The following is a 20,073-nucleotide window of genomic DNA, read 5'->3' on the forward strand; positions in this document are numbered from 1 at the left end:
GATAAATCATCGAAGGTTTTATCATAACAATAATAGAAGCGTTTAAAAGCTTATCCTACGCCGGAATTTTTTTGGCGCTGAGTATAGAATTTATCCCGGCGGAAATTGTACTTCCGCTTGCGGGCTACTGGGTGTCAAAAGGGGATATGACGCTTGCCGGAGCCGTGATTGCCGGATCGCTCGGCGGTGTTTCGGGTCCGCTGGTCTTATATGGAATCGGAAGGCTGGGGGGCCGGCCGTTTTTGCTGAAGTATGGAAAGTATATATGGATAAAGCCCGAATCGCTTCAGAAATCAGACCATTTCTTTCAGAAACACGGAGGTTTGGTAGCGTTCAGCGGCCGTTTTATACCGGGGGTCAGGACGCTGATTTCTCTGCCGTGCGGAATTGCGAAAATGAATGTCTGGGTGTTTTCTCTTTATACATATGCAGCGATGCTTCCGATTACGTTTGTTTACGTATACCTCGGAATGAAGCTCGGGGAAAATTGGAAAAGCGTCGGTTCCATTCTTGATCAATATATACTGCCGCTCGGTATATTCATTGTCTTGCTTCTTGTCTTTTATCTGCTTTTAAAGAGAGGAAAGCATCGGGATAAAACAGAAAAAATTTCTCAATTTGTTAAAAAAGTTAAGCGTTGACAAATGATAAAACAGGCTTTATCATGAGCGTATAAACAAAATATTTCTTGAAATCCCAAAGGGGAGTAGCGTCCGGATGTTCCGGAAACAAAGTCGTCAATTCATGGATCATATCCATCGGCTTTGTTGGCATGCCAATCATTCATGTCTAGCAAGACCTTTGCCTTATATCGGCAAAGGTCTTTTTTGCGTAAAAAAACGCCGGTATAAGCTCGGATGATAGAAATGAAACGGAGGGAATGGATTGGACTTTGCATTATTATTGGAGTATGGATGGGTTCTTCTCGTTTTAATCGGGCTGGAAGGGATTTTAGCGGCGGATAATGCGCTGGTGATGGCTGTGATGGTGAAGCATCTTCCGGAAAAACAAAGGAAGAAGGCTTTATTTTACGGATTGGCGGGCGCATTTATTTTGCGTTTCGGGTCGCTGTTCGCCATTTCTTTTCTGGTGAATGTCTGGCAGGTTCAGGCCCTGGGCGCCTTATATCTGCTTTACATCGCGGTCAGTCATTTGCTGAAGCGGTATGTATTCAAACATGGCACAGGGCAGAAAACACAGAAAGAGAGCGGATTTTGGCAGACTGTATTGAAAGTGGAGCTGGCTGACATCGCTTTTGCCGTTGACTCCATTTTAGCGGCGGTCGCGCTTGCCGTAACGCTTCCGGAAACGCCGCTTCCTGCCATCGGCGGCTTGGATGGCGGTCAGTTTCTCGTTATTTTAGCCGGCGGTGTTATCGGTTTAATCATCATGCGCTTTGCAGCGTCAATGTTTGTTTCCTTATTAAAAACCAGGCCGGGCCTTGAAACGGCGGCATTTGTTATTGTCGGGTGGGTAGGCGTGAAGCTCGCTCTTTATACTCTGGCTCATGAGGAACTCGGCGCCATTCCGGCGGATGTTATTCATTCTGCGGCTTGGAAAATCATTTTCTGGACGGTTTTGGCAGCCATTGCGGTTTGCGGATGGTTTATGTCAGGAAGAAAACAAATAGAGCAGGACGCGGCAACGGCGGAAAGAGAACATGCATAAAAGGAATCTTAAAGGGACTGTTTTTTCAAAAAACAGGTTCCCTTTTTTATTTGAAACGCTTACATTTAAGACATATGATAACAATTTTATAACAGCCTTGTTACAAAAAACATAGAGAAAACCCCCTTAATTCTGCCCGAGCGCACGAAATCATGTATAGTACGTCTTATTGGCTTGTCATAATTGAGACAAATGAAATCGATTTCTCTTTTTCTTCCTTTGCGAATCCCTACTAAATTAGCTATGATTATGAGTAGTTATAGGGAGGAACTGAGGTGAAACCAGTGCTTAGCCTTTTGTTTAAATTGGGAAAAAAGAAGCAAACGCTTGAAACATCTGTTGAAAAAATACAAAAAGGCGACAAAGATCTGCAGAATGATTTAATACAGCAATATAAGCCTTTTATCGCGAAGACGGTTTCATCCGTTTGTAAACGATATATAGATGAAAAAGACGACGAATTCAGCATCGGGCTGATCGCGTTTAACGAAGCCATTGAAAAATATTCGGCTGAAAAAGGTAATTCGCTGCTTGCATTTGCAGAGCTGATTATAAAAAGAAAAGTAATAGATTATATCAGAAAAGAAGCAAGAGCCGCCCAGCATATCAATATGGATGTGCAGGAAGGCGACGACCAGGAGTCTTCGCAAAGCCTTATTGAAGCGGAGCTTTCCATTGATGAATACCGCAAACAGATAGAACAGGAGCAGCGCCGGGAGGAAATTCTTTTTTTTCAGAAGCAGCTGCAACAATACGGTCTGTCTTTTAAAGAGCTGCTGGAACAATCGCCGAAGCATACAGATGCGAGGCAAAATGCGATTAAGGTAGCCTACACGCTTGTGGAAAATGAAGAGCTGGCGTCTATTTTGCACCAGAAGAAACAGCTTCCGGTCAAACAGCTGGAGCAGCTCGTGTCGGTCAGCAGAAAAACGATCGAACGGAACCGAAAATATATCATCGCCATGAGTATTATTATTTCCGGTGATTATATTTATTTAAAAGATTATCTTAAAGGGGTGTTGCACTCATGAGAAGAGGGATCATAGTAGAGAAAAATAAAAAATTCGTCACGTTGCTAACCCCTGACGGACAATTTTTGAAAACAAAAAATGATCACCGTGCTTGTGAAATTGGAGAGGAAATTACGTTTGAAGGCGAAACGCGTATGGGAAGAAGGGCCAGCTTTTTTGATTTTCTGAAACTGCGCCCTTTTAAATTGGGAGTGTTTACAATGACTGCTATTATCCTATTTATTTTAATCATGCTCCCGGTTTTTTCTGATAACAAAGCTTACGCGTATATGACGCTTGACATTAATCCAAGCATTGAAATGGCTTTAAACAGCAAATACGAAGTCATTGAACTCACACCGCTGAACCATGACGCCCAAAAGGTCATAAGTGACATCGGAGACTGGAAAAGCAGCGATTTTAAGGAAGTCATCAGTAATATTATTACCGATTGCAGCAAGCATGGATATGTAAAGGAATCAAAAGAGATTTTAATTTCCACGGTTTACGAAAATACAGATGACAATACATATAAAAAAGGCGTTAAAAAACAGCTGGCTGACATGACTGAAAAATATAAGGGCACCTACCAGCTTCAATCTCTTGAATCGGATATGGAAACAAGGGAAAAAGCAAAACAGGAAGGGATGTCAACAGGCAGCTACATAAGAAGAAACGAAAAGAAAACAGAAGATAAACAGCCTGAAAAGAAAACCGACGATAGTGAGAAAGATCAGAAAAACACTGAAACAGATACCGATCAAAATAAGCAGCCGGACACAGAAAAACCGGCGGCTGATGACAACACGGCTCCTGATGAAGAAAAGGCAGCAGAGCAGCCGGAAAACAATGAAACAACGCCCGGCACGGAAGATGCGAAGCCGGACAGTCAAGACGGCAATCAGCAAAACGAAAAAAATGCAGTTTCCGGATCAGAGGAAAATACTCAGAAGGAACAAGATGGGGAAACAGAGCAGCCCCCAACACAAAATCCTCAGGAAAACGGAAATGACAAAGAGCCTCAGCAGAGGTATAACAATCATTACTGGAATCATGAACGAAATGAACATTGGGAATCCTATCGGCGCCATGAAGATCCGTCAGACCGAAGGAACCCGAACGGCTACCGGCACGGAAGGGAGAATGCCGATAAACATCAAAATTCGCCGAGAAATCCCGGCGAATAAGCTGCATTATTGAGTTTTGCCGTTTAATTGTGATTGGGCCTGCTGTACAAGCCGCTTTGTCATTTCCCCGCCTACAGAGCCGTTTGCGCGTGCTGCTGTATCAGAGCTAAGGTTCACGCCGAATTCTTGAGCCACTTCGTATTTAAATTGGTCAAGTGCCTGCTCAGCCCCTGGAACTAAGAGTTTATTTCTGCTCGCCATCTTTTTCATCTCCTTTTCTCTGGCAAGATGTTTTTACGCGTTTTAGTTTCAAACGGAACGGTATTGATTATGCTGGCAATTGTTGTGCACCTGAAAAAACCCCGGCGCAGACACCGGGGCAAAAAAACGTATGAATTATAATAAATGGCTGGTCATTTTGTAGGCGGAGGCTTGGATATGGAAAGTCAAAACGGAGAGCACGGTAACCGCGAGTATGGCCCTGATATTGTTCCATTGCCCGCTTTCGAGTTCTTGAAAGCAGCCTCTGAGCTTGTCCGTCTGCTGTTCAACGAGCTCCTGCAGGCTCGTTTCCTTCATCGGCGGGTTTGTCTTATGATGAAGATAATCAATCACCTGGGCGCAGCTCTCATAATAGCTGATCGGGCTGATGACGTCATCTGATCTGTCGGTGATCGTGTTAAAAGCGATTTTTAATATGGCGCGTATATGTTCGAAGTCATAAATTGATTTTAAATCACGTACAATGAGAAGGATGACAGCTTGTTCAATTGTATATTTTTTTCCGAGTAAAGGGTGTCCGATTAAATCTTTAATATCGCGCTTCACCCAGTTTTGAACAGCGGTTGATTTTAAAGACGTCAGCTCGCACAGGTTTCCCAGCTCGACAATCTCGTTTGTTGAAAGCCCGTATTCCTTTTTCTCTTTTTTTCGTTCGAATCTCGTCAGAAATTCAGGGATGTGCAGCCGGCTTTCCGCTTCATCCAATGTCATGTCCGCTGATTGCAGTAAGATTTGGAGAGGGGTTGCGTCTCCTTGGCCTTTTAACGCGTAAAGAAGCCGCACCATATCGGTTCGGGTCAGTTTAAACGTGTTCATGATTCACCTCTGATTGATTACGTGTTCACTTTCTTATATCACTGAGAATTACATTAACATCATACGTCGAAATTGTTGCATTTTCAAACAGATCATTTATAATTTAATTAAATAAGTTCTTTTGATCTTAAAAAAGACGGAGGTAATTATGGCGAAAAGAATATTTCTGTTTATTTTAACGAACCTTTTGGTCATTACGACAATCGGAATTGTGCTTACGATTATTACAAGCGTTACCGGTGTCGGCTCGTATATACAAAATGGCCGCGTCGATCTGATGGCATTGCTCGTGTTCAGTCTTGTCGTCGGTTTTGTCGGTTCTTTTATTTCTCTCGGTATGTCCAGATGGATGGCAAAAACGATGATGGGCGTCCGGGTGTTAAATCCGAAGAAGCAGTCACTCAGCTATGAAGAGCAGCAATTGGTTGACCGTGTGCACAGATTGTCCCGTGCAGCGGGGATGACGAAAATGCCTGAAGTCGGCATTTATCATTCATCTGAGGTCAATGCCTTTGCGACCGGGCCTTCTAAGCGCCGCTCGCTTGTCGCGGTTTCCTCAGGTTTATTGCAGCAGATGGATGATGCTGCGGTGGAAGGGGTTCTTGCCCATGAAGTCGCACACATTACAAACGGTGACATGGTCACGATGACGCTGCTTCAGGGAATCGTCAATACGTTCGTCGTATTCCTTTCCCGTATCGCGGCATGGATCGCGAGCCGCTTTGTCAAAGAAGATCTCGCGCCGGTCGTGCATTTTATCGCGATGATCGTGTTTCAGATTATTTTTTCCATTCTCGGCAGTCTTGTCGTCTTCGCATACTCGCGTCACAGAGAGTTCCACGCTGACCGCGGCGGTGCGGACCTTGCCGGAAAGGATAAAATGATTCACGCCCTGCGTACGCTGAAGTCTTATACGGGACATGTGAATGAAGAGGACCAGACGGCGGTGCAGACGTTAAAAATTAACGGCAAAAAGCATTCGTCACTGTTCTCCACACACCCTGATCTGGATGAGCGCATCCGCAGGCTGGAAGCCAAATAATCAACAAAACCTCTGACAATCATTTCAGAGGTTTTTTGTTTAAAGATCGGCAAATTACATAAGGTAATGAAAAATCTTTCTAAAAAGCCCTTTAAAAAATCTCCCAATATCATTAGAATAATTACGTACTACATTTGAGAGGCAGAAGGAACTATCTTATGAAATTAAAGCTGAAGAAATTCATACAGGTTTTGTCGCCTGCACAGCTGATCGCGTTATATTATTTTCTTGCTGTGACGGTGGCATTTATTTTGTTAAGTCTGCCGGCCGCCCACAAACAAGGGGCCAGCTGGTCGTTTATAGACGCGCTGTTTACGGCGGTCAGCTCAGTCAGTGTCACCGGTTTAACGGTCGTCAGCACGGCTGACACGTTCAGTACGGCCGGAATTGTCATTTTGGCTTTCGTGCTGCAATTCGGCGGCATCGGCATTATGACGCTCGGAACATTCGTCTGGCTCATTATGGGCAAACGGATCGGTTTGCGGGAACGGAAGCTCATTATGGTGGACCAGAATCAATCGCAGTTTTCCGGTATCGTCAACTTGATGAAGCAAGTGCTGTTTTTGATTTTATTAATCGAGTTTTTAGGCGGCATCATTTTAGGAACATATTTTTTAACGTACTATAATTCGTTTGAACAGGCGTACTTGCACGGCTTCTTTGCGAGCGTCAGCGCCACGACAAACGGCGGTTTTGATATTACGGGAAATTCACTCGTTCCGTTCAGGCATGACTATTTCGTGCAGTTTATTACGATGCTTCTGATTGTTTTCGGTGCGATCGGGTTTCCGGTGCTCGTAGAAGTGAAGGACTTTTTGTTTTCAAAACAGCGCAGATACTCATTTACGCTGTTCACGAAAATTACGACCGTAACGTTCGGACTGCTCGTTTTGTTCGGGGCTGTCGGAATATACGCGCTTGAAGCCAGCCATGTCATGAAGGGAAAAAGCTGGCATGATGTTTTATTTTTATGTCTCTTTCAATCAACCGCTACGAGAAGCGGCGGGCTTGCGACGATCGATATCAGCCAGCTGTCCGCGCCGACATTATTTTTCATTTGCGCCCTTATGTTCATCGGCGCATCGCCGAGCTCGGTCGGCGGCGGAATCCGTACGACGACATTTGCGCTCAACCTTCTTGCCTTGTTTCATTTTGCCCGCGGAAATAAAGCGGTCAAGGTCTTTAAGCGTGAGCTTCATCAGGCTGATGTCATAAAGTCGCTGGTCGTTACGATGATGGCGATTCTGCTCGTATTTGGGTCAACGCTGATTCTGGCAGTGACGGAGAAAAATCAGACGCTGCTAGGGCTGCTGTTTGAAGTTTGTTCCGCTTTCGGAACGACCGGGCTTTCGCTGGGAATCACTCCGCATTTAAGCGACATCGGAAAATGCGTGATCATGGTGGTCATGTTTATCGGCCGAATCGGTATTTTGACGTTCCTTTATTTAATCGGCAGAAAAGAAATCGAAGCAAATTATCACTATCCGAAGGAAAGAATCATTATCGGCTGACACCGCTTTTTGAAAAGCGGTGTTTTTTTATTACCGGAAAATGGATGGGTGGAAACCGTTTATTTGGAGATTCTAATTCGTAAAGAGGTGACGTCATTGCTTGCCGTTTTTTGGAAATCTTTGATTATGATAGCTGTCGGTACCTTTTTATTGCGAATTGCCGGACGGAAATCGATCAGCCAGCTGTCGGTAACTCAGACGGTCATCATGATTTCCATCGGCTCGATTATTATTCAGCCGTTTATTGAACATAATTTATGGGAAACCATTTTCGCAGCGTCGATTTTTATCGCGGTACTGATTCTGATGGAATATTTAGAAATCAAATCAAACTTTTTTGAGTTTTTGTTTTCGGGGAAAACCGTCGCCGTTGTCAGAGACGGAAAAGTCATCCCGGAAAATTTAAAAAAGATGCGCTTCACCGAGGCGCAGCTCTCCATGCGGATCAGGCAGGAAGGCCTCGGGGACATAGAGGATTTTAAATATGTGCTGCTTGAGCCGAACGGACAAATCGGCTATGAGCTCATTGATGATGCCAAAAATGTGACAGTGCGCGACCTTAAAAAAATGTTTGATGAATTCAAAACAGATCTGCAGACAGAAGGAGGAAATCAAATGAAACGAAAAGCAGCAAAGAATGAAGCTTTGACCAACAACAATACACCCACTGAGAGCATGGATAAAGATGCATACACAACACAATATGACGGCGATCCCGGACTGAGAGGGGCAAACCGCAAATCAAAGCACGGCAGACAAGGGGGCGAATAATGTGACGAAAACAAACCGGCACAGCAAAGACATGCAAAATCATAAAAAGCCGATGGACCCTAAATTGCTTGAAGAAGAATTTTCAAGTGAGCTCGGAGATTATAACGCCGGAAAATGGATTGAAACGCTTGAACAGACGAAGCCAAAGAAAAAAGAAGACGGCAAAAAATAAAAAATACCTCTTAGGCGATAACGCTTAAGAGGTATTTCACATTATTTCGAATAAGCCCCGTTCCTTGTTCCTTTAATCGCTTGAAGCCAGCCGGTAATCCGCAATTCAATAAACGGCTGTGCGGCCGTTTTCACCGCATTGCTGGAGAGAATGGACGTTAGGGCGGCCGTTAACATCAAGAGAATGACTAAATTCTGGTAATCAGACAGATGATCTTCAAGCCCGATCTGCCGCAGCGTTTTTATAATGAATCCATGCAGCAGATAGACGTAAAACGTTCTCGTACCCCACTTCGTAAAGAAATAACGCTTTTGCGGAACGAGCGCCAAAAAGCTGAAGGTGGCGGCAAAGGCCAATACATACCAGCCGATCCGCGACAGACCGCTCAAAAGCGTCACTGTGCCGAATGTAGAATAAGGCTCCGATCCGAACAGCCACGAGTAATCAAAATCAATGCACCAGCATAAGAGGAAAACAATGCCCAGTACGCCCGCGGCAATCTGCCTGCCCCTTTTAGCCCGAAGTAAATCAAAGTGCTGTTTTTTTAAATAAAACCCGACGAGGAACATCGGAAGAAAAACAAACGTCCGTGAAAGACTCAGCGTGCTGCTGACGAAATCAAGATACCCGATCATGACGGCAAGCCCGCAGCTTGCCCCAAGCGCCCACATTTTCGGCAGCTTCGTAAAGGGATACAGCAGCAGATTCCAAAAGAATAAGCTGACTAAAAACCAGAGAGACCACTGCGGATCAATCGGATTGACGCTTGTCATGCTTTCATCCTGAATCAAATAGTAAAAAACCGAGTAGATGCCCTGAAAAATCAGGTACGGAATAATCAGCTTCACAGCCAGCTTTTTTACATAACCTTTCCGCTTAAAGTTTTTTGCGAAATAGCCGGAAACCAGGATAAAGGCCGGCATATGAAAAGTATAAATGAATTTGTAGAGATGGAGCATAAACTCATTTCCGTTAATAAATGACCGGAGGATATGGCCGAACACCACCAGAAAAATCAAGATAAACTTGGCGTTGTCAAAATAACTGTCTCGCGATTTTGTCATAGCATCACCTTCTCTTCAAAAATCATCCACTGCATGATTATTTCCTGATGATGTTCATTTTAAAATAAAAAACAAAAAATTGAAGGAGGAAAAAAGGGATTGTTAGGATGATGTAACGGGGAGGTAAGGATCGTAGAAAAAGACTCTAACTTGTCATATCATTGAAATTTTCTGAAATGTATAGGGCGAATGAAGGAAGATGAGGTATTTTGTAGAAATATTGAAGGATAGGTTTTTGAAGAAGGAGTGTACTGAATGGCTGAAACTCTGGATTTGCAGACAAAGGAGTCGCTGAAAGAGCAGCTGAAGCGGCTGAAGGAGGAAAATGACCGCCTGAAGAGTGATTTGAACCGGTATCATGTGATTATGAATAACACGCTTGATGCCATTTTTATATGCCATAAGGAAATGAAAATCGTCCAGGCGAACGAGGCCGCGGCCCGGATGATGCAGATTGAGGCAGAGAGCCTCATGAACCGCTCCGTTCTGGACTTTTTATATTCCGTGCCTCAGGAAGAACTGAATAAGGCCGTGAAAAAATTTTTGAAAAAGGGCTATCTGTGGAAAGAGGTGCCGATTAAGCTTGACAGCGGCGCGACGAAATACATTGAATTCCTCGCCAGAGACGGAATTGGGGAGGATTATTTTTTTGTGGTAATGAGGGATATCTCCTCTAAAAAAATCTTAGAGCGTGAATTCTCCATGAACGAGCAGCTGTTCAAAGATTTGTTTGACAGAGCTGTCGACGGCATCGTGCTGTTTGATAAGGACGGCGGTTTTATTGATGCGAACCTCTCTTTTTGCAAAAGCTTTGAGATCGGCCAGAATGAACTGTCCCATCTGTCGCTCCGCCATTTTACCGATGGAGAAAACAAAAAGCACCTGAAAGAAATCTGGGACACCCTCCGGAGAAAAGGAAACGCCAAAGGAGAACTGCCGGTCAAGCTTCGGTCGGGCGAGGAGAAGCTGTTTGAGTTTACGATTACGTCCAACTTAATCAGCGGGTTTTACATGTCTATTATGAGAGACATAACGGAGAAACGGTCGATGGAATTGAAACTTTTTAAAAGCGAAGAGCGCTTCCGCGAAATCTTTGAAAACGCCATGGACGCGATTGTCATTTGGTCTGATGACGGAAAAATTGCCAAAGCAAACGAGTCGGCGTGCCGTATTTTCGAGCTGCCGATGGATAAGCTGGTGGAGACGAATTTATGTACGTTTATTGTTGATCCGCAGAAAAAATACAAGCAGATTAAGAAGAAATATGAAAAATACGGGGAAATCCGGGAAGAGATGCTGTTTCAAATGGCAAACGGCCAGTACAAAGAGCTTGAGTTCACATCAAAACGAACCATACTCGAAGGTCAGCATTTAACCATTTTAAGAAATGTCAGCGATCGTAAGCGGATGGAAAAAGAATTGCGGGAAAGCGAGCTGAAATTCAGAAAAGTATTCAACGGCTCAATGGACGGAAAAGTCTTGTTTGACAACCAATTCCGCATAATTGACGCGAATCCTCTTGCAAGCCGTATACTCGGCATGCCCGATGATGAGCTGAGAGCGCATACCGTTCCGGATATTCTTTCTTTATTTGAAATTGAAAACGCGGGTGTACCCGCCAAAAAGATCGATCTGGAAGGAATGGATAATGAAATCCCCTTCCTGTTAAGCAGCAGTGACAGCCGCAAATTGGAATTTTCCTTCAAAAGGAATATCATTCAAAATATGAACCTGGCCATCTTTAAAGATGTCACCGAGGCCAAAGAGCTTGAGGAGAGGCTGCGGAAATCTGACACTCTTCACGTCGTAGGGGAGCTGGCGGCCGGCATCGCCCACGAAATCAGAAATCCGATGACTGCGCTGAAAGGGTTCATTCAGCTTCTGCAAGGAAGCATTGAAGGCGAATATTCCCTGTACTTTAACGTCATTACCTCAGAATTAAAACGCATCGAGTCTATCATTACCGAATTTTTAATTTTAGCGAAACCTCAGGCAATATTATATGAAGAAAAAGACGTGACGCAGATTATGAAAGACACGGCTGATCTCTTGAATGCTCAGGCCAATCTTGTCAATGTGCAGATCCATTTGAACCAGACCGGGAACATCCCGCCGATTTACTGTGAGCCGAATCAATTAAAACAGGTGTTTATCAATATTTTAAAAAACGCGATTGAAGTCATGCCGGGCGGAGGCAATATCTACGTGACGATCCAGCCTTCTGATAAAGACCACATTCTGATATCCCTTCAAGATGAAGGAACAGGCATTTCTGAAGACAAATTAAAACGTTTGGGCGAGCCATTCTACACGACAAAAGACAGGGGGACGGGTCTCGGTCTCATGGTCAGTTATAAAATCATCGAAGAGCATCAGGGCCGCATTCATGTGGAAAGTGAAGAAGGGAAGGGAACGGTTTTTCATTTGACGCTTCCGATCCGGCAGAATACTGAAGAAAGAAGGAGCGGCGAATGATCTGCTTTACAAGTGTGAAAGCACCGTTTGGAACGGTCAGCCTGACGGAGGAAGATGGCTTTATTACCGGCCTGTTTCTCACCGGGGAAGATTTTGAGGAATGGCGGAAAGATACGCCCGGCGTGAAATTTTGCGAAACCGATCTGCTGTCGGAGGCGAAACAGCAGCTGACATCATATTTTTCCGGAGAGAGAAAGCATTTCTCTCTGCCTCTGAAACAACAAGGCACACTCTTTCAGGAAAAGGTATGGACCGCGCTGGCGATGATTCCTTATGGTGAATCACGAAGCTATGGTGATGTAGCTGAAGCTATCGGCAAGCCGAAAGCGGTGCGCGCCATCGGACAGGCCAATAAACGCAACCGGCTGCCGATTTTTGTCCCGTGCCATCGGGTAATCGGCAAAAACAGCGCCTTAACGGGATACGCAGGCACGAAGACGGATGTGAAAGCGGCGCTGCTGAACATCGAACAAATATCCTATAAAGAAAAATAAAGCATATGGCACGTTCCGTTTTTTTACGCCCGACATATCATTTTATTAAGTGAAAAAAGTTGGTCTGATGAAAAAGGAGGACGAAGCCTGATGAAAATGAGCCGTCCGCAAAAGATAGCCGGTTATGCAGAGCTGTTTTTTAAAATGCATCTGATTTCAGCCGCCCAAAAAGATGAAGTGCTGACATTATGCAGACAAAAAAACCGCTGACATTGCCTGAGGCAACATCATCAGCGGTTTTTCAGCTCAGCTGGCAGTCTGCGAATAATTGTTCAATTTCTTCCGTGTAAGAACCCGTCACAATTCCTTTCTCGGTGATAATGCCTGAAATCAGGCTGCCCGGTGTGATGTCAAAGGACGGATTGAAGACCGGCACATCTTCGGGAGCGGTGCGTATGCCGGAGATTTGTCTGACTTCATCCGGATCTCTTTCTTCAATCGGAATCTGATCGCCGTTTTCAATCTGCAAGTCAAAGGTCGAAAGCGGTGCGGCCACAAAAAACGGAATCTGAAAGGCGTTTGCCAAGATCGCGAGGCCGTACGTTCCGATTTTGTTGGCCGTATCTCCGTTTTTAGCAATTCTGTCAGCGCCGACAATGACTGCTGAAATATGTTTTTCCTTCATTGTATGGGCGGCCATGCTGTCAGTAATGAGCGTGACATCAATCCCGCCCTGCATCAGCTCCCACGCCGTCAGCCGCGATCCTTGGAGAACGGGCCTTGTTTCACATGCGTAAATATGAAGGCCGAGGTCTTTTTGTTTCGCTAAGTAAAAGGGAGCAAGCGCCGTACCGTACCGGCTTGTGGCAATTGAACCCGCATTGCAGATGGTCATGATCTGGTCGCCTTTTTTAAAAAGGTGCAGCGCATTTTGGCCGATCATCCGGCATGTTTCTTCATCTTCAACCTGAATTTGAATGGCTTCATGAACGAGCGTTGTCTTCGCTTCATTGATTGAGATTGCATTCCTGATGGAATCCGTCAGTCTGTCAAGCGCCCAAGCGAGATTGACGGCAGTCGGTCTTGAGCTGTTTAAATATGCTTTGACATCGGCGAGCTGACGGCGGAAATCAGAAAGATCGCGGGTTTCAAACGATTTGGCGGCAAGCGCGAGTCCGAACGCCGCAGTTATACCGATGGCCGGAGCGCCCCTTACTTTCAGTGTGACAATCGCGTCGAATACATCTTCCTTTGTTTCAAGATCCGCATACTCAGTGACATCAGGGAGCTTTTGCTGATTTAAAATGCGGATGTGTGTTTCTTTCCATTCCACGGAACGGGGGATGGCAAATTCATTTGTCATGCTGCATCATTCCTTTACACGGAGCTTAAATTGATCCAGAACCTCAGTGATATGCTTTAGTTCTTTTCTGTTTTCGATATAATAGGCGCCGATTTCAAGCGCCTGCTTCTTCCGTTCAATTCGTTTATCAAACGGAGTGATTTCATCCAAGTCAGCCACATGGGCGAGCCCGATCGTGCGCCGGATCAGTTCGCATCCCGCAAAACCGACTGCTTCCTCAAACGCGTTTTTCAGTGTATTTTCCAGCAGGTGTCTGCAGGAAGGCAGGCAGTCTTTCTCCCATGCTTCACTGAATGTTTTTACAAATGTGTCCCATACGGCGGCGGTGTGGTCATATAATGGCTGTCTGTCGTCACCGTCCCGGCTGAGGGCGTTTAACAGCAGATTTGCAATAAATTGGCCGATGTCAAAGCCGATCGGTCCGAAGAAAGCAAACTCGGGATCAATGACCTTTGTTTCATGTTCATTGGCGAAGATGCTTCCCGTATGCAGATCGCCGTGAACCAATGTTTCCGCGGAATTCAGAAAGACGGCTTTCAATTCATCAGCGCCTTCTTTCAGCCGGGAATTGTTCCAAATTTTTTCTGCGTATGGGCGCAGCTCCTCTTCAAAATCGTTTGTTTCATGGTCGAGAAACGGTTCTGTAAACACAAGCCTTTCTGTAATATTGCAAAGTTCGGGATTTGTAAACTGCTTTGCGAGCTGCTGTTTTACTTTCGCATCAAGCGCATAATCGGATGAGTAAAAGAGCGTTTTTCCCAGAAATTCACCGATATGGGCTGATAAATTCGGATAATGTTTTCCTTCCATCAGTCCTTTTCTTGAGATCTTCAGATGCGAAAGGTCTTCCATTACCGTGACCGCCATTTCAGTATCGGAATAGTAAACGGCCGGAACGAGATGGGGCACGTGTTCGCCCTGGCGGATGAGGGCGCTGCTTTCGATTCTCGCCCGGTCAATCGTAAGCGGCCAGCTTTCCCCGACGATTTTCGCATAAGGAATCGCCTGTTTGATAATCAGTCCCTTTTTGTTTTCTTTATCGAAAACGTGAAAGACGTAATTTAAATTGCCGTCGCCGATTTCACGGCATGTGAGAGTGCTTTTGCTTTGAAATAAGCCGAGCTTCACAGCTAACGCTGCGGCAGAGCTTTCCGTTAATTGTTCATAAAGACTTGTTTTAGTTGCAGACATGGATTTACCCTCCAATTATGTAGTGGCAGTAAGAGATCGTGACGGAGAATACGCCCGAAAAAAAGCCTCCTTCTCTGAAAGAGAAGGAGGCCGAAACAGTGCAGTCCGCCTCTTATCTCTCAGATAACATCTGATGGAATTAGCACCGTGCCCTATGAGACAATCGTCTCGGCGCAAAATGTACGCGCCCCATTTCACAATGGAATTACGGTCGGTTGCTGTTGGGGTCAAAAGGCCAATCCCTCGCCCAACTCTCGATAAGAGAAAAATATATTGATTTGTATCACAATTCGGATTAATCAGTTGATGAAAATATTAGCAGGTGCCGGATATTCTTGTCAACATTTTTTTGAAAATTAATATAAATCACGCCGCAAATCTTTGAAAACCGGGATGGTCTCGCGTACGGACGCGCTTTCTGAAACATCGATTTCCGCCCGGACTGCGCCTTCCGTCCGATCTCCTTCGGCTAAAATCCGGCCCCACGGGTCAATAATCAGGCTGTGGCCGGCAAATTCATTATCGGGATTTGACCCCGTGCAGTTAGAGGCTGCGACAAAACATTGGTTTTCAATGGCTCTGGCGACAAGCAGACTCCGCCAATGATCGAGGCGGGGCAGAGGCCATTCCGCAGAGATAAACAGGACATTCGCTCCTTGGGACGTATGCTTTCTGATCCATTCGGGGAAACGGATATCATAGCAGATCAGCCCGGCGCACTTGACACCGTCAAGCTCAAAGGAACCGTCACTGTTTCCTGCTGTCAGATACAGATGTTCATCCATCAGCTGAAACAGATGGGCTTTCTGATAGCGCTTCACGATCTGCCCGCTGTTATCGGCGATGTACATAGTGTTATAGACATTTTCGCCTTCTTTGACTGCAAAAGATCCGGCAACGAGGTGTACGTTGTATGCCTTGGCCGTTTTTTTAAGCCATTGTTCCGAAACTTCGCCGTTTTCATCCGCCAGCTGGTCAAGCCGTGTGAGATCATAGCCGGTCGTCCACAGCTCAGGAAGCACGATGACATCAGCATGACGGCTTTCTTGCTCAATCAAAGATTCTGCTTTTTTGAAGTTTTCTGAAGGATTTCCGTATGAAATATCAAATTGCAAACAGGAAACGGTCCATTTCATTTTTTATACACCTCAAGTTTCTCTTTACTTTTTTTATTTAACCATATATGATGATGGACTATCATTTCAAGACATTTTTAGAAGGTGAAAATATGAACTTTGAAGTCTCAGATGTACTCAAACAGCTGCCGGAACAATTTTTTGCATCTTTGGTGCAAAAGGTCAATCAAAAGCTGAAAGAAGGCAAAGACATCATCAATTTAGGACAGGGGAACCCTGATCAGCCGACACCTCAGCATATCGTTGAAGAAATGAAGCGCGCCGTCGAAAAGCCGGAAAATCATAAATACTCATCATTCCGGGGCGCTTACAGCTTCAAAAAAGCTGCGGCTGAATTTTATGAAAGGGAGTACGGGGTGACGCTTGACCCGGAAACGGAAGTAGCCGTGCTGTTCGGAGGCAAGGCGGGGCTTGTTGAGCTTCCGCAATGTCTTTTGAACCCGGGAGATACCATTCTTGTGCCTGATCCCGGATATCCTGACTACTGGTCGGGGGTCGCCCTTGCGAAAGCGAAAATGGAAATGATGCCGCTGACGGAAGATAGAGGGTTTCTCCCCGATTACAGCGCAATTCCTGAAACGGTGCAGAACGAGGCAAAGCTGCTGTATCTCAATTATCCGAATAATCCGACCGGTGCTGTGGCAACAGAGGCGTTTTTCGAGGAGACGGTCAGCTTTGCGGAACAAAACGGCATTTGTGTCGTTCATGATTTCGCATACGGGGCTGTCGGTTTTGACGGGCATAAACCGCTGAGCTTTTTGCAGACAGAAGGCGCAAAAGAAACGGGGATTGAAATCTATACTTTGTCCAAAACGTATAACATGGCGGGCTGGCGGGTCGGATTTGCGGTAGGAAACGCGTCTGTCATCGAAGCGATCAATCTTTATCAAGATCATATGTTTGTCAGCTTGTTTCCCGCGTCGCAGCAGGCTGCAGCCGCCGCTCTTTTGGCGGATCAGACGTGCGTCGCAGCGCAAAATGACAGATATGAGTCGAGACGCAATGCCTGGATTGCAGCCTGCCGTGATATCGGCTGGGATGTGAAGGCTCCGGCGGGTTCCTTTTTTGCATGGCTTCCGGTGCCGGACGGTTATACGTCGCAGTCGTTTTCAGATCTGCTTTTGGAAAAAGCGGATGTCGCGGTCGCAGCCGGAAACGGGTTCGGAAAATTCGGAGAAGGCTATATAAGAGTCGGTCTTCTGACAAGTGAAGAAAGACTTAAAGAAGCTGCGGAACGGATCGGGAAGCTGAATCTTTTCACCCGAAAAAGCATTGACATATCAGGATAACAATGCGATAATTCAAAATACTTTATAAAATCATTATTCTTATCAAGAGCAGGCAGAGGGACGAGCCCGATGAAGCCCGGCAACCGACTGATAAAGCACGGTGCTAATTCTTGCAGCAGGAGCTGAGAGATAAGATTCGGACATAACACGAAGCCTCTTTCTGCTCTTAAGGAAGAGGCTTTTTTATGTTTTGCGAAAGAAAGAGAGGCGTTCACGCATGAGCGAAGTATTGGCAACATATCTTCTGACAGACACAACGGACAGTGAAAAGCGGGCGGAACAGATTGCGGCGGGGCTGACGGTAGGCTCCTGGACGGATCTGCCCCTGGTGAAACAGGAACAGCTCAGAAAGCATAAAGGCCGGGTCGTGAAAGTTGAGGAAAAAGAAGGGGCCAAAGAAAACGAAACACAATCCGTCATCACCATCGCCTATCCTGAGGCGAACTTTTCAAGAGATATTCCGGCCGTCCTGACGACGGTATTCGGAAAGCTGTCACTGGACGGAAAAATAAAATTGACTGATCTGGAATTTTCCGAAGGGTTTAAACGCTCCCTTCCCGGGCCGAAATTCGGTATATACGGCATCCGCAAACTGCTGGGCGAATTTGAAAGACCGCTTCTGATGAGCATCTTTAAAGGCGTGATCGGACGGGATCTTGCCGACATTAAAGAGCAGCTCAGACAGCAGGCGCTCGGCGGCGTAGATCTTATTAAAGATGACGAAATTTTCTTTGAAAATGAACTGACTCCGTTTGAAACCCGCATTATCGAAGGAAAACAAGTCCTGAAGGAAACGCGGGAGGAGACGGGGCATAAGACGCTGTACGCCGTAAACCTGACGGGGAGGACTTCTGAATTGCGGGATAAAGCGAGACGCGCGGCAGAACTCGGGGCAGACGCCCTTTTACTGAATGTATTCGCCTACGGCTTAGACGTCATGCAAAGTCTTGCTGAAGATGGGGAAATCCCGCTTCCGATTATGGCGCATCCGGCGGTCAGCGGCGCGTTTACATCATCTCCCGTTTACGGTTTATCGCACGCACTTTTGCTCGGCAAGCTGAACCGCTATTGCGGCGCCGATTTCAGCTTATTTCCGTCACCATACGGATCCGTCGCTCTTCCGAAGGAGTCCGCACTTGCGATCCATCATGAATGTGTAAAGGAAGACGTCTTTCAACCGACGTTTGCCGTCCCGTCAGCAGGCATTCATCCCGGCATGGTGCCATTGTTAATGCGTGATTTCGGTATTGATCACATCATCAATGCAGGCGGAGGCATTCACGGCCATCCGAAAGGAGCCGAGGGCGGCGGAAGAGCGTTTCGCGCCATTATTGATGCAGTGCTTGAAGCACAGCCGATTGAAGAAAAAGCCGCGTCGTGCAAAGATCTTCAGCTCGCATTAGACAAATGGGGAAAGGCGGAATCCGTATGACCCGCACACCGCTGATTATTTGTGATTTCGACGGAACAGTCACCATGAACGACAACATTGTCAGCATGATGAAAGAATTCGCGCCCCCTGAGTGGCTTGAATTAAAAGACGGTGTTCTGTCTAAAAGCATATCAATTCAGGAAGGGGTCGGCCGGATGTTCGGGCTGCTGCCGAGCAGCTTAAAAGATGAGCTGACGGACTTTATTCTGGAGGATGCGAAAATACGGGACGGCTTTTTGGATTTTGTTTCGTTTGTCCGGTCAAACGATCTCCCGTTTTATATCGTAAGCGGGGGGATGGACTTTTTTGTGCATCCGCTTTTAGAAGGCATCGTAGAAAAAGAGCGGATCTTCTGCAATCATGCATCCTTTGACAATGAATATATTCATATCAATTGGCCGCAAGCCTGTGACGAAGCCTGCACGAATCAGTGCGGCTGCTGCAAACCGTCAGTCATCAGGAAGTTATCCGACCGGCAGAAATTTCTCATTATGATCGGTGATTCGGTGACGGATGTCGAGGCTGCAAAGTTATCCGATATGTGTTTTGCGAGAGATTATCTTTTGACTGAATGCAAAGAGCTCGGTCTTCGGCATCAGCCTTTTCAAGATTTTCATGAAGTGAAAGCAGGCATCGAAAATATCGGGGAGGTGCAGGCATGGCTGCAAAAGAAGAACGCTGGCGCGAACTTGCCGAAGTAAAGCGCGAGCTGGCTGAAAGAGACTGGTTCCCGGCAACAAGCGGGAATCTTTCCATCAAAGTATCCGACGGGCCGCTGACGTTTCTCGTTACGGCAAGCGGAAAAGACAAACGAAAAGAAACAGACGAAGATTTTCTCTTAGTCGATGAGAACGGGGAGCCCGCGGAGACCGGCCATTCCTTAAAACCCTCGGCAGAGACGCTTCTCCATACGTACTTATACCAAAAGACAGACGCAGGCTGCTGTCTGCATGTCCATACCGTTAATAATAATGTCATCTCAGAGCTCTACGGGGATGAAAAACAAATTACCTTTCAGGGGCAGGAAATGATTAAGGCGCTCGGATTGTGGGAGGAAAACGCGTCGGTGACCGTCCCGATCATTGACAATCCGGCGCACATCCCGGCATTGGCCGAAAGCTTCGCGCGCCATGCAGACGCCGGATCAGGCGCGGTATTAATCCGCAATCACGGCATTACAGCATGGGGGCGGACCGCGTTTGAGGCGAAAAGGGTGCTGGAAGCCTATGAATTTTTATTCAGCTGTCATATCAAGCTTCTGTCACTTCGGCCGCAGCTTGTAAAATAAAA

20 protein-coding genes, 1 pseudogene and 2 riboswitches are annotated in these 20,073 nt (G+C 46.0%); of the genes and pseudogenes, 15 read left to right on the forward strand and 6 right to left on the reverse strand.

The features are described from left to right. Positions 1-20 precede the first annotated feature (20 nt). The 4 genes and pseudogenes from AADZ70_RS02680 (at position 21) to AADZ70_RS02695 (ending at position 3,865) form a co-directional block, all read left to right on the forward strand. Positions 21-641, forward strand: a complete 621-nt coding sequence (locus AADZ70_RS02680) for a DedA family protein (RefSeq protein ID WP_342008039.1) — start codon at positions 21-23, stop codon at positions 639-641. Positions 642-772: 131 nt separating this feature from the next. After that, a pseudogene (locus AADZ70_RS02685) lies at positions 773-1,668 on the forward strand (TerC family protein). A 275-nt stretch (positions 1,669-1,943) separates the two neighbouring features. Further along, positions 1,944-2,699, forward strand: a complete 756-nt coding sequence (gene sigI, locus AADZ70_RS02690; protein WP_045925670.1) for an RNA polymerase sigma factor SigI — start codon at positions 1,944-1,946, stop codon at positions 2,697-2,699. Then, positions 2,696-3,865, forward strand: a complete 1,170-nt coding sequence (locus AADZ70_RS02695) for an anti-sigma factor domain-containing protein (RefSeq protein WP_269775209.1) — start codon at positions 2,696-2,698, stop codon at positions 3,863-3,865. The genes sigI and AADZ70_RS02695 overlap by 4 nt, the downstream gene beginning before the upstream one ends. A 6-nt stretch (positions 3,866-3,871) precedes the next feature. Here AADZ70_RS02695 and AADZ70_RS02700 read toward each other — a convergent pair whose 3' ends face one another. Both AADZ70_RS02700 and AADZ70_RS02705 read right to left on the reverse strand, forming a co-directional pair. Continuing rightward, positions 3,872-4,066 (reverse strand): alpha/beta-type small acid-soluble spore protein, encoded by a 195-nt coding sequence (locus tag AADZ70_RS02700; protein WP_013352019.1) that lies wholly within the window; start codon positions 4,064-4,066, stop codon positions 3,872-3,874. Between the two features lie 135 nt (positions 4,067-4,201). After that, complete coding sequence (locus tag AADZ70_RS02705; protein ID WP_016936370.1) at positions 4,202-4,903, reverse strand: DUF1836 domain-containing protein; 702 nt, start codon at positions 4,901-4,903, stop codon at positions 4,202-4,204. Between the two features lie 148 nt (positions 4,904-5,051). On the opposite strand from AADZ70_RS02705, the gene htpX reads away from it, so the two are divergent. From htpX to AADZ70_RS02725, 4 genes are all read left to right on the forward strand, one after another. After that, positions 5,052-5,945, forward strand: coding sequence for a protease HtpX (gene htpX / locus AADZ70_RS02710; RefSeq protein WP_045925667.1), 894 nt, complete (start codon positions 5,052-5,054; stop codon positions 5,943-5,945). A gap of 158 nt (positions 5,946-6,103) precedes the next feature. Then, positions 6,104-7,456 (forward strand): TrkH family potassium uptake protein, encoded by a 1,353-nt coding sequence (locus AADZ70_RS02715; protein ID WP_047475329.1) that lies wholly within the window; start codon positions 6,104-6,106, stop codon positions 7,454-7,456. 96 nt (positions 7,457-7,552) lie between these two features. Further along, positions 7,553-8,227 (forward strand): YetF domain-containing protein, encoded by a 675-nt coding sequence (locus AADZ70_RS02720; protein WP_188154201.1) that lies wholly within the window; start codon positions 7,553-7,555, stop codon positions 8,225-8,227. Between the two features lie 31 nt (positions 8,228-8,258). Then, entirely contained in the window at positions 8,259-8,399 is a 141-nt protein-coding gene (locus AADZ70_RS02725) for a hypothetical protein (protein ID WP_095240833.1), read from the forward strand. Between the two features lie 41 nt (positions 8,400-8,440). Here AADZ70_RS02725 and AADZ70_RS02730 read toward each other — a convergent pair whose 3' ends face one another. Next, a complete protein-coding gene (locus AADZ70_RS02730) occupies positions 8,441-9,463 on the reverse strand; it encodes an acyltransferase family protein (RefSeq protein WP_342007691.1) in 1,023 nt (340 codons plus the stop codon). Between the two features lie 255 nt (positions 9,464-9,718). Between AADZ70_RS02730 and AADZ70_RS02735 the strand changes: the two genes are divergently transcribed. The 3 genes from AADZ70_RS02735 to AADZ70_RS02745 all read left to right on the forward strand — a co-directional run bounded on the left by AADZ70_RS02735 (position 9,719) and on the right by AADZ70_RS02745 (position 12,642). Further along, positions 9,719-11,938 (forward strand): PAS domain-containing sensor histidine kinase, encoded by a 2,220-nt coding sequence (locus AADZ70_RS02735; protein WP_047475326.1) that lies wholly within the window; start codon positions 9,719-9,721, stop codon positions 11,936-11,938. After that, the gene (locus AADZ70_RS02740; RefSeq protein WP_342007692.1) at positions 11,935-12,432 is read left to right on the forward strand and encodes a methylated-DNA--[protein]-cysteine S-methyltransferase; all 498 of its coding nucleotides are present in this window, start codon (positions 11,935-11,937) and stop codon (positions 12,430-12,432) included. The genes AADZ70_RS02735 and AADZ70_RS02740 overlap by 4 nt, the downstream gene beginning before the upstream one ends. 90 nt (positions 12,433-12,522) lie before the next feature. Continuing rightward, positions 12,523-12,642, forward strand: coding sequence for a hypothetical protein (locus AADZ70_RS02745; protein WP_016936362.1), 120 nt, complete (start codon positions 12,523-12,525; stop codon positions 12,640-12,642). Between the two features lie 31 nt (positions 12,643-12,673). On the opposite strand, the gene mtnA is transcribed toward AADZ70_RS02745, so the two are convergent. The 3 genes from mtnA to AADZ70_RS02760 all read right to left on the reverse strand — a co-directional run bounded on the left by mtnA (position 12,674) and on the right by AADZ70_RS02760 (position 16,062). Next, entirely contained in the window at positions 12,674-13,735 is a 1,062-nt protein-coding gene (gene mtnA, locus AADZ70_RS02750; protein WP_342007693.1) for an S-methyl-5-thioribose-1-phosphate isomerase, read from the reverse strand. Positions 13,736-13,741: 6 nt separating this feature from the next. Then, entirely contained in the window at positions 13,742-14,926 is a 1,185-nt protein-coding gene (gene mtnK, locus AADZ70_RS02755) for an S-methyl-5-thioribose kinase (protein ID WP_342007694.1), read from the reverse strand. Between the two features lie 109 nt (positions 14,927-15,035). Then, positions 15,036-15,190: riboswitch (SAM riboswitch) on the reverse strand. 92 nt (positions 15,191-15,282) lie between these two features. Further along, on the reverse strand, positions 15,283-16,062 hold the full coding sequence (locus AADZ70_RS02760; protein WP_264820046.1) for a carbon-nitrogen family hydrolase: 780 nt from the start codon (positions 16,060-16,062) through the stop codon (positions 15,283-15,285). Positions 16,063-16,154: 92 nt separating this feature from the next. Between AADZ70_RS02760 and AADZ70_RS02765 the strand changes: the two genes are divergently transcribed. The 4 genes from AADZ70_RS02765 to AADZ70_RS02780 all read left to right on the forward strand — a co-directional run bounded on the left by AADZ70_RS02765 (position 16,155) and on the right by AADZ70_RS02780 (position 20,071). After that, on the forward strand, positions 16,155-17,351 hold the full coding sequence (locus tag AADZ70_RS02765; protein WP_342007695.1) for a pyridoxal phosphate-dependent aminotransferase: 1,197 nt from the start codon (positions 16,155-16,157) through the stop codon (positions 17,349-17,351). A 36-nt stretch (positions 17,352-17,387) separates the two neighbouring features. Then, positions 17,388-17,487: riboswitch (SAM riboswitch) on the forward strand. 81 nt (positions 17,488-17,568) lie between these two features. Further along, complete coding sequence (gene mtnW, locus AADZ70_RS02770) at positions 17,569-18,783, forward strand: 2,3-diketo-5-methylthiopentyl-1-phosphate enolase (protein ID WP_342007696.1); 1,215 nt, start codon at positions 17,569-17,571, stop codon at positions 18,781-18,783. After that, positions 18,780-19,484: a 2-hydroxy-3-keto-5-methylthiopentenyl-1-phosphate phosphatase gene (gene mtnX, locus AADZ70_RS02775; RefSeq protein ID WP_342007697.1), complete on the forward strand. Its 705-nt coding sequence runs from the start codon at positions 18,780-18,782 to the stop codon at positions 19,482-19,484. Before mtnW ends, mtnX begins: the two co-directional genes overlap by 4 nt. Beyond that, a complete protein-coding gene (locus AADZ70_RS02780) occupies positions 19,442-20,071 on the forward strand; it encodes a methylthioribulose 1-phosphate dehydratase (protein ID WP_016936355.1) in 630 nt (209 codons plus the stop codon). Before mtnX ends, AADZ70_RS02780 begins: the two co-directional genes overlap by 43 nt. The last annotated feature ends 2 nt before the right edge of the window (positions 20,072-20,073 follow it).

The organism is Bacillus sp. YBsi01 (assembly GCF_038406745.1).
GTDB classification, from domain to species: Bacteria; Bacillota; Bacilli; order Bacillales; family Bacillaceae; genus Bacillus; species Bacillus siamensis.